12 protein-coding genes are annotated in these 11819 nt (G+C 65.9%); 2 read left to right on the top strand and 10 right to left on the bottom strand.

Features of this window, described 5'->3' with window-relative positions; genetic code table 11:
* The first annotated feature begins 115 nt into the window (after positions 1–115).
* Positions 116–370, top strand: coding sequence for a hypothetical protein (locus AB4Y99_RS18965; protein WP_441524400.1), 255 nt, complete (start codon positions 116–118; stop codon positions 368–370).
* A gap of 10 nt (positions 371–380) precedes the next feature.
* On the opposite strand, the gene AB4Y99_RS18960 is transcribed toward AB4Y99_RS18965, so the two are convergent.
* The 8 genes from AB4Y99_RS18960 to AB4Y99_RS18925 all read right to left on the bottom strand — a co-directional run bounded on the left by AB4Y99_RS18960 (position 381) and on the right by AB4Y99_RS18925 (position 8930).
* Positions 381–1865 carry a mannitol dehydrogenase family protein gene (locus tag AB4Y99_RS18960; protein ID WP_441524399.1) on the bottom strand — a complete coding sequence of 495 codons (1485 nt, stop codon included), beginning with the start codon at positions 1863–1865 and terminating at the stop codon, positions 381–383.
* A 2-nt stretch (positions 1866–1867) separates the two neighbouring features.
* On the bottom strand, positions 1868–2608 hold the full coding sequence (locus tag AB4Y99_RS18955; protein ID WP_441524398.1) for a glycerophosphodiester phosphodiesterase family protein: 741 nt from the start codon (positions 2606–2608) through the stop codon (positions 1868–1870).
* Between the two features lie 30 nt (positions 2609–2638).
* Complete coding sequence (locus tag AB4Y99_RS18950) at positions 2639–3529, bottom strand: ABC transporter permease subunit (RefSeq protein WP_441524397.1); 891 nt, start codon at positions 3527–3529, stop codon at positions 2639–2641.
* 7 nt (positions 3530–3536) lie between these two features.
* Entirely contained in the window at positions 3537–4544 is a 1008-nt protein-coding gene (locus AB4Y99_RS18945) for an ABC transporter permease subunit (RefSeq protein WP_441524396.1), read from the bottom strand.
* Entirely contained in the window at positions 4528–5841 is a 1314-nt protein-coding gene (locus tag AB4Y99_RS18940; RefSeq protein WP_113253167.1) for an extracellular solute-binding protein, read from the bottom strand. Before AB4Y99_RS18940 ends, AB4Y99_RS18945 begins: the two co-directional genes overlap by 17 nt.
* Before the next feature lie 157 nt (positions 5842–5998).
* The gene (locus AB4Y99_RS18935; RefSeq protein ID WP_133561802.1) at positions 5999–6946 is read right to left on the bottom strand and encodes a sugar-binding transcriptional regulator; all 948 of its coding nucleotides are present in this window, start codon (positions 6944–6946) and stop codon (positions 5999–6001) included.
* Between the two features lie 7 nt (positions 6947–6953).
* Positions 6954–7631, bottom strand: coding sequence for an HAD family hydrolase (locus AB4Y99_RS18930; protein ID WP_142020368.1), 678 nt, complete (start codon positions 7629–7631; stop codon positions 6954–6956).
* Between the two features lie 258 nt (positions 7632–7889).
* Positions 7890–8930 carry a zinc-dependent alcohol dehydrogenase gene (locus tag AB4Y99_RS18925; protein WP_112765147.1) on the bottom strand — a complete coding sequence of 347 codons (1041 nt, stop codon included), beginning with the start codon at positions 8928–8930 and terminating at the stop codon, positions 7890–7892.
* A 195-nt stretch (positions 8931–9125) separates the two neighbouring features.
* Between AB4Y99_RS18925 and AB4Y99_RS18920 the strand changes: the two genes are divergently transcribed.
* Positions 9126–10076 carry a sugar-binding transcriptional regulator gene (locus AB4Y99_RS18920; RefSeq protein WP_441524395.1) on the top strand — a complete coding sequence of 317 codons (951 nt, stop codon included), beginning with the start codon at positions 9126–9128 and terminating at the stop codon, positions 10074–10076.
* Between the two features lie 10 nt (positions 10077–10086).
* On the opposite strand, the gene AB4Y99_RS18915 is transcribed toward AB4Y99_RS18920, so the two are convergent.
* Together AB4Y99_RS18915 and AB4Y99_RS18910 are read right to left on the bottom strand one after the other, a co-directional pair.
* Complete coding sequence (locus AB4Y99_RS18915; RefSeq protein ID WP_113253171.1) at positions 10087–10878, bottom strand: inositol monophosphatase family protein; 792 nt, start codon at positions 10876–10878, stop codon at positions 10087–10089.
* Entirely contained in the window at positions 10875–11717 is an 843-nt protein-coding gene (locus AB4Y99_RS18910; protein ID WP_441524394.1) for a phosphodiesterase, read from the bottom strand. The genes AB4Y99_RS18915 and AB4Y99_RS18910 overlap by 4 nt, the downstream gene beginning before the upstream one ends.
* Between the last annotated feature and the right edge of the window lie 102 nt (positions 11718–11819).

The raw sequence follows: 11819 nt of genomic DNA, 5'->3' as shown, positions 1-11819 counted from the left end.
GAGCATTACGGCATCATCACCAGCCAGACCGGCGCAGTGCCACCGCCCGAGGCGTAAGCGCTGCATCGACCGGACGCCCGGCCGCGAGGGGCGCAGCCTTTCGGGGAGAAAGACCATGAATCGCATCCTCGTCACCAATCCAAACTCGAACGAGGCCGTCACCGAAGGGCTGCGCCAGGCGCTGGCGGCTTTCGCGCGCACGGGCGGTCCCGAAATCGTCTGCGAGATGCTGGCTGAAGGTCCCTTCGGCGTCGAAACACAGGACCATGTCGAGGCCGTGCCCCTGCCGCTGCGCCGGGACAGGTGCGTTCAGACTTCCGGATTCGATCGGAATGCAGACTTCGGACCGGAGGTTGGAGCGTGCGCCTGAACTTCAGCCATCAGGGGCTGCGCGATGCAAGATAGTCATCGATGCTCGCACGTGTTCCCGCCTGCCAGATTCTCTGCAGCGCCCGGCAGAACGCCTTCCGGAAGCGCCGGTCGTCCGGCAGATTTCCATAGATGTCCCGCATCTGCAGCCAGGTTTCCGGTGCGGATCTGGCTTGTTGCGCCTGCCGGTTGAGCCGCGACCACTCCGGGTCATTCGGCCCAATGGCTTGCCCGCTTTCGGTTTCGCCATAGCAGTAGCGGCACCAGAGAGCGCTGACGAGCGCAAGCCCGTCGATGGGTGTGCCCGCGCGCAAGGCGTCGCGCAGCGTCGGCAGGATGAATTTCGGCTGGCGGTTGGAGCCGTCCAGGCAGAGCCGGCGGATCGTGTCGCCGATCCTGGGATTGGCGAAGCGCTGCTCGATGGTCCGTTTGTAGTCGGCCAGATCGGTATCAGGGACTGGCGGCACRACCGGAATGACCTCGTCGTCGAGCAAGGCCGAGAGAAAGCGGGCGATCTGGGCGTCCTGCATCGCCTCGTGGACGAAATGGATGTCGAGCAGGCCCGCGGGATAGGCGATCGCCGCGTGGCCGCCATTGAGGATGCGGATCTTCATCAGCTCGAAGGGCGCGACATCGGCGACGAACTGGACACCGACGTCCTCAAGACGCGGGCGCCCGGCCGGGAAGTGATCTTCCAGCACCCATTGCCGGAAACCCTCGCAGAAGACCGGGCGGCTGTCCGCGATGCCGAAATCGTCGCGCAATGACTGGCGTTCGCGCTCCGAGGTGGCGGGCGTGATGCGGTCGACCATGCTGTCGGGAAAGGCGACGTTTTCCCGAATCCAGAGTGTGTCGACGCGATCGATGAGATCGACAAGACCGGTAACGGCGTCGGCCGTGACATGGCCGTTGCCCGGCAGGTTGTCGCAGGACATCACCGTAAAAGGCTGCAGGCCGGCGGCGCGGCGTTTCAGCAGCCCGGCGGCGATCAGGCCGAAAGCGGTCTTCGGAGAAGCGAGGCGATCGGCGGCATCGGCCACGATATCGGGATGGCCGGGATCGAAGGCYTGCGTCGCCGGATCGATGTARTAKCCGCCCTCGGTGACGGTSAGCGAGACGATCCGCGTGCGGGSATCGACGAGGCGCTCGATGATCGCGGCGCTGTCGCCGGGCGGCACGAAATCGATCATCGCGCCGGTAACGCGCGCCTGCGAGCGCTCGGCCTCTTGCGTCACCACCGTGGTCAGGAAATCCTGCGCGGCAAGATCTCGGCCCATCGCGGCATCGCTCTCCCGCACGCCGGTGCCCACCACCGCCCAGTCACGGTCGCGCCCACGCTCGAACAATTCGTCGAGATAGGCTGCCTGATGCGCGCGGTGGAAATTGCCGACGCCGATATGGACGATGCCCGGGCTCAGCTCTTCCGGTCGGTAGCCGGGGATACCGACCGCCGGGCGGAGCTGCCCGAGCGTCGCGCGGGACAGGCGCACCGCCATGCTCAACCCTTCCTTGCAGCGCGGAATTGCAGGGCGAGATCGGGGCGGTCGCTGGTGATCTGCGAGATCGGCTGGCCGAGCCAGAAATCGAGCTCGCGCACCGTGTTGGGCACCCAGGCGCCGAGCTTGTCGCGTCCGACGATGCCGACGGCGCGATCGACACAGAGCCGCAGCAGGGATTGTTCGACGGCAATGATGCAGCCGAGGTCGACGAAGCGCTGCAAGGTGCGGTCTACGCCGCCGAAGGCCTCGCAGGAGCGGCGGTCGACCGAGGCGAGCCGGCGCATATGCGGCGCCTTGGTTCGGATCTCCTCGATCACCTCCGGGACGAAGCAGGTCAGCACCACGCGCGCGGCCATCTTGCGAGCCTCGACCAGCGCGATGACCTTGTCGAGCAGGCCGGGATAAGGATTGCCGTAGGCATCCATCTTCATCTCGATCTCGAGCTCGATCCCCGTCGGGCCGAAGACATCGAGCACCTCCGGCAGGGTCGGGATCGTCTCGCCCAGCGTGTCGTCGAGCATCACCTTCGCGAGCGCGGCGCGCGAGAGATGCGCGACCGGGCCCTTATGGTCGGTGGTGCGGTCGAGCAGCGGATCGTGGATCACCATGATCTCGCCGTCGCTCGACAGGTGGACGTCGAGTTCGACGGCATCAACGCCCAAGCCGCAGACATTGCGGAAGCCGCTCAGGCTGTTCTCCGCCCAGATGTTGCGCGCGCCGCGATGACCGATGATCCGCATGTCGAAAAGCCTTGCTTGCCCGTGGGCGGTTTATTTGCCGCTATCCACCAGCCCCTTCACGAACCAGCGTTGGAGGATGAGGATGACGAGGGTCGGCGGCAGCATCGTCAGGAAGGCCGCATTCATCAGGAGATGCCAGGTCGGCAGCGAGTCGCCTTGCGGCATCAGCTTCTTCAGGCCGATCACGGCATTGGCCATGGCCGGCTCGGTGGTGAGCAGCAGCGGCCAGAGATACTGGTTCCAGCCCATCAGGAAGAGGATGATCGCCAGCGCCACGATGTTCGAGCGCGACAGTGGCAGCAGGATCAGTCGGAAGAACTGCCAGGGCGTGGCGCCGTCGATGCGCGCGGCCTCGCAGAGTTCGTCGGGGATGGTGAGGAAGAACTGGCGGAAGAGGAAGGTCGCGGTCGCCGAAGCGATCAGCGGCAGGATCAGGCCGGAATAGGTGTTGACCAGGTTCCAGTCGAGATCGACCAGYGCCTGGATGCCGAGCCAGGAGCCGAGGATGTTGAGCGGCAGCGCGACATTCGCCGCGGATTCATAGGTCGGCACGATGCGGACCTCGATCGGCAGCATCAGCGACATGAAGATCAGCCAGAAGGCCGTCATCCGGAAGGGGAAGCGGAAATAGGTGACGGCGAAGGCCGCGATGACCGAGACTGCGAGCTTCCCCACGGTGATGCCGATGGCGATGATGAAGGAGTTGAGCAGCAATCGGCCGAAATTGGCATTGCTCAGCACCGTCTGCATGTTCGCCAGAAACTGGCTGCCGGGCAGCCAGGACATCGGCACGCGCATGATCTCCTGCTGCGAGAGCGAGCCGGTGACGAAGACGAAATAGATCGGCAGGCAGACGAGCGCGGCGCCCACCAGCAGGATCAGGTGGCAGAGAGCATCGATGACGGGGGTGCGCTCGTTCATCGCCGGCCTAGACGCTGTAGTTCACGCGGCGCTCCACGAAGCGGAACTGCGCGAAGGTCAGGAACAGCGCGAGCGCCATCAGCACCACGGATTGCGCTGCCGACGAGCCGAGATCGAGCGTGACGAACCCGTCCTGGTAAACCTTGTAGACGAGGATCGAGGTGGCGCCGGCCGGGCCGCCGCGCGTGGTCGCGTCGACGATGGCGAAGGTCTCGAACAGCCCGTAGACGAAGTTGATGACGATCAGGAAGAACAGCGTCGGCGCGATCATCGGCAGCGAGATGCGCAGRAASCGCTGGATCGGCCCSGCMCCRTCGAGATAGGCGGATTCSAGGATCGAMTGGGGCACCGACATCAGCGCTGCGACGAGGAAKATGTAGTTGTAGCAGATGTGCTTCCAAGAAGCCGCCATCACGACCAGCGCCAGCGCATGCCAGGAGTTGCGGTTCGGGTCCCAGTCGAGACCCAGCCCCTGCAGCATATGGGCGACGGGGCCGACACGGGGATTGAACAGGAAGGCGAGCATGATGCCGGCGATCGCCGGCGCGATGGCATAGGGCAGCAGCAGCACGGTGCGGTAGGCGCCGCGCCCGCGCAGGATATGGTTCGAGGCGAAGGCGAGCAGCAGCGCGACCGACAGGGTCAGCACGTTCTGCGCGAGGGTGAAGATCAGCGTCACCTGCGCCGAGGACCAGTAGACGCCGCTGCGGAACAGCCGCTCGAAATTCTGGAAGCCGACCCATTGCGTCGTGGCGCCGAAAGGGTCGGTCAACTGGAAGGCCTGGATCAGCGCCCTGATCGAGGGGATGAAGAAGAACAGCAGCAGGATAAAGAGCTGAGGTGCCAGCAGCCAGAAGGGCAGGCGCCATTCGCGGAAATGCGCGCGCTTCAGCCCGCTTTCGGTCAGCCCATCGCCGGCACCCTTCACGAGAAGGCGCTGCAGCGGCGAGCGGAGGCGCAAACTGCCCCCGCCAGCTGCCACCGGAAGGCCGGCCGCCTTATTTCTTGCCAGCATTGAGCTGCTCGTAGCGGCGCAGCGACTCGTTGCCGCGAGACACCGCATCGTCGAGCGCCTGCTGCACCGGCTTCCGGCCGAGGAAGGCGGCCGAGACCTCTTCCATGATCGCGACGTTGATCTGGTTGCTGTTGCCGATGCGGAAGCCCAAGGAATTGTCGCTCGGCGTGCCACGCATCAACTGGAGCACGGCGATCTCGCGCGTCGGGTTCTTCTGGTAGTAGCCCTCAGCCTTGGCAGCGTCATAGGCGGCGGTCGTGACCGGGACATAGCCCGTCGCCTGATGCCACCAGACCTGCGTGTCGGTCCTGGCGAGGAAATCGTAGAAGGCGGCGATCGCCTTGTACTTCTCCGGCGTATGGCCCTTCAGGGTCCAGAGCGCGGCGCCGCCGATGACGCTGTTCTTCGGGGTGACGCCCTGTTCATAAGGCAATTCGGCCGCGCTCCAGTCGAACTTCGCGGCTGCGACGACGGCGGCATGCGAGGCGGTCGAGGCGATGATGGTCGAGCATTCGCCGGAGGTGAAGAGCTGGATCGGGATGATGCCCTGGCCGGCGAGCTGCATCACACCGGACGAGACGAGGCGCTTCATCCGCTCGACCTGGCCGACGAGCTTGCCCTTGTTGAAGACGAAGCTGGTGTCGAGGCCGTCCATGCCGTTGCGCTTGGTCGCATACGGGATGTCGTTCACCGCGCTGTAGTTCTCGAGGAAGCTCCACTCATAGTCGCCGGGAAGCACCATCGCGCATTTCGACACGCCCTTGGCCTTGATCGCGTCGAGCTGCGGCTCGAGTTCCTGCCAGGTCGCGCCGGGCTTGTCGAAGCCGGCGGCTTTGAAGTGGTCACGGTTGTAGAACAGGATCGGCGTCGAGGAGTTGAACGGCATCGCCTGCAGCTTGCCGTCGATCGCGTAATAGCTGACCACCGGCGCGATGAATTTCGCGGTATCGATGGGATGGCCCTGCTGCGCCATCAATTCGCTGGTCGGGAGGATGGCGCCGGAATTGACCATCGTCAGGAAGGAACGCTCGTTCGACTGCACGATCTCGGGCTGGCGCTTGGCACGATAGGCCGCGATCGTGCCGTTCAGGACCTCGTCATAGGTGCCCTTGCCGATCGCCTTGACGACGTAGTCCTTCTGCGAGTCGTTGAACTTCTTGACCAGCTCGTCGACGCGCTCGCCGAGCGCGCCGCTCATTGCGTGCCAGAACTCGATTTCCGTTGCTGCCTGCGCGGAGCCGAGCCCAGCCAACAGCAGAGCGCCTGCACCCGCCAACGCACCATAGAAAGATCGCATCTAAAGCCTCCCTCGTCGTTTTTGGTGAGCATATGCTCTTTATTGAAGCATATGCTCGCACACTGGCTCGTTATGTCAACCGTTGGTGACGGGCGGATGACAGCCGTGCGCGAGGCCTTGCCCGCGAGCGGGCAAGGGGCCGTCCGATGAGGGGGAGTCAGTCTGCGAGAAGGGCGCGGGCGGTGTCTTCGTCGGTGACGAGGCCGTTGACGATTGTCCCGCTCAGCGCCGCGCGCAGCGGCGCGACCTTGGCCGGGCCCTGGCCGATGCAGATGCGCAGGCGGGCGCTGCCCGGCTCCGGCGGCACGCTGGTCACGCGCAGATTGGTGCCGCGATCGAGAAAGCGGCCTTCGGCGTCGAAGACCCAGCCGGTCACCTCGCCGACGGCGCCGTGGCGGACCATCTCGAGCAATTCGCCGCGGGTCATGAATCCGTCGCGGTAGAGCACGGCGTCCTCGCCGATCTGGCTGATGCCCATGACCCAGAGATCGGCCTCGCCGGCGATGGCGCGGATGCGCCGGATCGACTCGATTTCGATGAGCTGGGCGCGCTCCTCGGGACTCGAGACATAAAGTGGCAGCGGCATCGGGAAATGCTGCGCCTTGGTGATTTCCGCGAGCTTGACCAGTGTGTCGAAGGGGCTTGCCGACCCGTCCGGCGAGATGGTGCCGACCAGCGAAACCAGCCGGTGCAAGGGGCAGGACATTGAGGGAACGCGCTCGATGCTGGCTCGCATCGAGCGGCCGGTGCCGAGTGCCATGACCAGCGATTTGCGCGAGCGCAGCCAGCGCTCGATGAGGACGCCGCCGAGCGCGGCGACGCCGGCCGCGCCCGTTTCCGGCGAGCCATCGGAAGGGGCGACGTCGCAATGCAAGAGCTCGAAGCGGTCGCGCAGCCTTGCGGCGAGGTCCATGCAGGCGCTGATCGGATGGTTCATCCGGAAGCTGATCAGCCCCTCGCTGCGGCACAGCGAGACGAGGCGTTGCGCCGCCGGGCGCGAGATGTTCAGGATCTGCGCGATATCGTCCTGCGTGCGGCCGGCGATGTAGTAGAGCCAACCGGCGCGGGCGGCGTCCTCGAGGCGGTTGCTGTCGTTGTCGGCCATCGAATCCTCAGTGTGCCACCGGCGCAAGTGCGAGCTCTTGCCAGGATTCGAAGAGGCGGTCGGCTCCCGCCGCCAGAAGCGCCTGTCGCTGGTCCAGTATCGCGAAATGGCTGCCGGCGGCGAGGCCATACGCCGTCATCCCCGCGGCTTTCGCGGCCATCACGCCGCTGACGCTGTCCTCGATCACCAGGCAGCGCTCGGGCGCCACGCCGCGCTCGCTGGCCGCCAGCAGAAACAGATCAGGGGCCGGCTTGCCGTGCCGCACGCGCGTCGTGCTGAAGATGCGCCCCTCGAAGAGATCCCAGATATCCGTCTTTCGAAGGCAGATCTCGATGCGCTCCGCGTCGCTGGACGAGGCGACACAGTAATCGCTACCGAAGGCTTCGACGGCGCTGCGGACGCCCTCGACAGGCTGGAGTTCGCTGCTGAAGGCGGCGAAGAGCTGCGCCCGCCAGTTCCGCATGAAGTCGGCCGAGGCCGGGCGGCTGGTCATTCTCTCGTAATCCTGGATGACTGCGTAAGACGGCCGTCCGAGATAGCGGCGCATGACCGTCTCCAGATCATAGCTCGGATCGAACGGCGAGAGAATATCGACCAGGGTCCGGCAACTGATGACCTCGCTATCGACGAGCACGCCGTCGCAATCGAGGATGACGAGGTCGAAAGGCGAGATTGTCTGGGGCATCGGGCAACAGTCAATTTGAACGAATGCTCACATGAAGAGCATTCGCCCGATCTCCTGTCAAACCCGGCCCCGATCAGTTCAACGTGCGGCCGACCTCAGCGGCGTGCCGTTGCGAGGCCTGCTCGCCCGACAGATGGGGCGGGGAAGGGCAGCGGCGACGGGCGCTCCACCTGCGGGCCGAGCTCATTGAGCAATGCCGCCTCGGATCGTCCCGAGATCGATGCTAGTGAAGTGCACATCACGGCCTGTGGCGCCGGCTCAACGGTGTTCATCGGGCAGACGGCCGGGATAGATCATGCTTTTGACCATGCCGGCTTCGTTGGCGGCATGGCGGCGGAAGGCGGCCGGCCCCTCGGCGAGGGGGAAGCGATGGCTGACCACGGCCTCGACATCGACCTTGCCGAGCGCCACCAATTCGATCGCGCGCGGATAGACATGGCCCATCCGGCGCGAGAACTTGATGTTGAGCCCGCGCCTGCGGGCTTCCGCGGCCGGGATCACGTAGCTGTCGCCGTCGGGGATGCCGACCAGCACGACACGGCCGCCGATGCGGGCGGCGCGGATGGCGTCGCGGAAACCCTCGGGAGCGTTCGTCGCCTCGATCACCAGTGGCAGGCCCTCGCCCTTCGTCCATTCGGCGATGTCGGTGACATCAGCACCGGCCTTGCTGGCGCCGAGCTTCAGCGCCAACTCGCGGCGATGTGGCTGCGGATCGCAGGCGAGAATCTCGCCGACGCCGGCCGTGCGGAGCACTTGCAGGATCAGGAGGCCGATCGGGCCGCAGCCGATCAGCGCCACGCGTTCGAGCAGGCGCGGCTTGGCGAGATCGACCGCATGGATCGCGACGCCGAGCGGCTCAAGCATCACCGCATCGCTCGGCGAGAAGGTCTCGGGCACCGGCACGATCTGCGATTTCGGCACCCAGATTCGCTCTGTCATCGCCCCGTCATGMGGGGGAGCCCCGATGAAGACGACCTCGGGGCAGAGATTGGGATGCCCGCTCCGGCAATGCTCGCACTGCCCGCAGGCCTGGTTGGGGTCGACGGCGACCAGCGCTCCGCGCGCAAGGCCGAGATCCGGCAAATCCTCCGTCAGCCAGCCGCTGAATTCATGGCCGGGGACGAAGGGCGTCGCGATCACGGCCGAGCCGATGCCGCCATCCTTGTAGTAGTGCAGATCGCTGCCGCAGAGCCCGACGGCGGCGACATCGAGCAGGGTTTCGCCCGCCGCTCCCTCGCGGAGATTGAACGGCGCGAGGCGCGCATCGCCTGCTGCGTGGAGGAAGACGGCACGGGACATGGCGGTCGCCACTCGTTTTGYGAAGGATCTTATGCAAATGTATTTTGTGATTTACATTGGTTTGCRTCAAGCATGAAACCGTCGGGGCTCCCTGCGTTGTGGCAGAGTGCGAAAGCGATGTAAGCCAACCTGGAAGACTCTGCCGACCGCCGCCGCGCATGCCGCAGGCAGCTCCCATCGCATCAGGATACCGCCATGCCGGAGGAACCGCAGACGCAAGTTCGAGCCGCCTGGCTCTATTACATGGAAGGACTGACCCAGGCGGAGATCGCGGACCGGCTGAAGATGACCCGCCTGCGCGTCAATCGGCTCCTGGTCGAGGCGCGTAGCAACGGGCTGGTCAGCATTACCATCAATTCCCGGCTGGAGAGCTGCGTCCGGCTGGAGCGCGCGCTGATAGCGGAATTCGGCCTGAAGGACGCGATCGTGGTGCCGAGCCCCGCCGATCCCGATCAGATCGCAGCGCAGATCGGGAAGGCCGCCGGCGAGTTCGTTTCGCGAATCGTCGAGGAGAAGCCGAGCGGTATTGTTGGCGTCGGCTGGGGCGGCACGCTGAGGGAGATCATCCGCCATATCCGCGCCGGGCAGTATCGCGAACTCGCGGTGACCTCGATGATGGGCGGGCTGACCTACGGGATCGAGATCAACACCTTCGAGATCGCCAGCCGTTTCGCCCGGCTCTGGCAGGCCGAATGCCATTATCTGGCGGCGCCGATCTATGCCGGCGCCCCGCAATCGCGCGACACCATCCTGGCGCAGGACGTGTTCGAGGCGGCCTTCGCCCGGATCAGGGCGACCGATGTCGCGATCCTCAGCGCGGGCGATCTGAGCGAGCGCTCGCTGTTGGTGCGCTACGGGCTGCCGGGCGATGTCCGCGTTGCGGAACTCGCGGAAGCGGGCGCGGTCGGCGACATGCTCGGTCAGTTCATCGATCGCAGCGGGCAGGACATTGCGCATCCGATCAATCGCCGCGCCATCGCGCTCCCGCTCGACGCCCTGCGCCGGATACCGACCGTGATCCTCGCCTCCGGTGGGATCAACAAGGCTGAGGTCATCGCCGCCACGCTGCGCGGGAAGCTGGCCTCGGTGCTGATCACGGACGAGGGGGCGGCGGTCGCCGTGTTGCAGAGCGCGGCGCCGGCCTGACGGCCACGCCTCAGGGGCTGCGGATCGCCTGCAGCAGTTCCTCGTGGATCAGGCCGTTGGTGACGACCTTCTCCAGGTCCTCGTCAAGCGAGTCTACGCCGTCGACGGTCGTCACCTTCCCTCCGGCCGCCCGCACCAATGGCATCGCTGCGGCATGCGAGACGATATCGGCCTTGAGCCCGATGAAGGCATCGAGCCGCCCGGCCGCGACCAGCGACATCTCCAGTCCGCCGGAGACGATGACACGCACGCCCCGGCACAGGCCGGCGAGGCGCCGGATCACGTCGCTCGTCCGGTTCGCGTCCTCGGTGCTGTAGTGGGAAGTCAGGCAGATCGAGACGACGGCGTCGCTGAGGCGTTTCGTGGCGGAGACACTCGCCGGCCTGCCGTCGACCGTCGCGATGCCGCTTTCGGCGAAGCGCGCGGAGAGCCCGGCAAGCGGTGCATGGGTCAGGCCGAGCACGGTGCGGCCCCCTTCCTGATAGGCCAGGGTGACGGAGAACCAGGGCAGGCCGGAGGCGTAGTTCACCGTGCCGTCGAGCGGGTCGATGATCCAGCGCGGCGCTGCTTCCGAGCCGCTGAAGCCGGCCTCTTCCGAGAGAATCGCCGCTTCGGGTGTCAGGGCGCGCAGGCCGTCGATGACCAGGCGTTCGGAGGCCAGATCGGCCGCCGTGACCACGTCGTTCAGCTCCTTGCGGGTGACGCCGAGCTCGGCGCCCTGCATCTGCACGAGAACCTCGCCGGCCCGGCGGGCGAGGGCGTCGGCCTGGTCGAGCAGGGCGAGAAGGCGAGGTTCGGTCATTGGGCAGGCACCGTTTGCGGCTTTCCGGGATAGGCGGGATCGAGCACGAAATCCCGGCGCGGTCCATAATCGCCGATCGGCTGGAGATGGCTGACCATCCCGAGGCCGGGCTTCCAGACATGGAGGGCGAGTGCAGGCGGCTCCATCACGAAGCGGTTTTCGGTTCCTGGCCTCAGATCGAGCGCGACCTGATGGGCGGTGCCGGGCACGACATAGCCGATGGTTCCGGCGAAGCGCAGCTGGATCGGCCGGTGATAATGGCCGCAGAGCACGCGCTCGATCTCGGGATGGCGAGCGATCAGTTTGGCAAAGCCCGGCGAGGCCTTGCAGGGCATGATGTCCATGCCGTCGACGCCGACGGGGAAGGGCGGATGGTGCATGAAGATCACCGTCGGCTTGCCCTGCCCCTGCGCCAGTTGCTCGGCGAGCCAGGCCTCGCGCACGGCGCAGATCTCGCCGCCATCCTCGCCAGCGACGACGGTATCGAGACCGATCAGCCGGACGGGAAAATCGTCGATGACATAATGCAGGAAGCCCGCCTGCGGCAGGTAGGGGTGATCGGGACGCAATTCCGCGGCGAAGGTGTCGCGGCGGTCATGGTTGCCTGGGATGACATAGATCGGCATCGGCAGGCGCCGCAGCGCCGCGCGGACGATGCCGTATTCCTCCGGCAGGCCGCAATCGGAGAGGTCTCCGGTGACCAGCATGCAATCGGGCCGCGGCTCCAGCTTCAGGATCTCGTCGACAGCTCGCTCGATTGCCGGATTGGTCTCGACGATGCCGTAGGCAGGGTTGCCATGGGGGCGGGCATGGAAGTCGCTGAGCTGGGAGATGATCATCGAGGAGGCGTCCGGCGGTCGGGTAAGGGAGGCCGCCCGGCCTGTTGAAGGACCGGGCGGCGATGGGCAGGCGTAGAAGCGCCGCCGCTCACTTCATCAGGG

Source organism: Allobosea sp. TAB14, from assembly GCF_052113865.1.
GTDB classification, from domain to species: Bacteria; Pseudomonadota; Alphaproteobacteria; order Rhizobiales; family Beijerinckiaceae; genus Allobosea; species Allobosea spartocytisi.
The sequence above is the reverse complement of the archived record's forward strand: the minus strand, read 5'-3'. Positions and strand labels throughout refer to the sequence as shown.

What these genes read in the sequence shown, in the direction of transcription:
- AB4Y99_RS18910 (WP_441524394.1), bottom strand. Translation starts at nt 11,717, where the DNA reads ATGATCATCTCCCAGCTCAGCGACTTCCATGCCCGCCCCCATGGCAAC.
- AB4Y99_RS18955 (WP_441524398.1), bottom strand. Translation starts at nt 2,608, where the DNA reads ATGCGGATCATCGGTCATCGCGGCGCGCGCAACATCTGGGCGGAGAAC.
- AB4Y99_RS18940 (WP_113253167.1), bottom strand. Translation starts at nt 5,841, where the DNA reads ATGCGATCTTTCTATGGTGCGTTGGCGGGTGCAGGCGCTCTGCTGTTG.
- AB4Y99_RS18965 (WP_441524400.1), top strand. Translation starts at nt 116, where the DNA reads ATGAATCGCATCCTCGTCACCAATCCAAACTCGAACGAGGCCGTCACC.
- AB4Y99_RS18920 (WP_441524395.1), top strand. Translation starts at nt 9,126, where the DNA reads ATGCCGGAGGAACCGCAGACGCAAGTTCGAGCCGCCTGGCTCTATTAC.
- AB4Y99_RS18930 (WP_142020368.1), bottom strand. Translation starts at nt 7,631, where the DNA reads ATGCCCCAGACAATCTCGCCTTTCGACCTCGTCATCCTCGATTGCGAC.
- AB4Y99_RS18915 (WP_113253171.1), bottom strand. Translation starts at nt 10,878, where the DNA reads ATGACCGAACCTCGCCTTCTCGCCCTGCTCGACCAGGCCGACGCCCTC.
- AB4Y99_RS18935 (WP_133561802.1), bottom strand. Translation starts at nt 6,946, where the DNA reads ATGGCCGACAACGACAGCAACCGCCTCGAGGACGCCGCCCGCGCCGGT.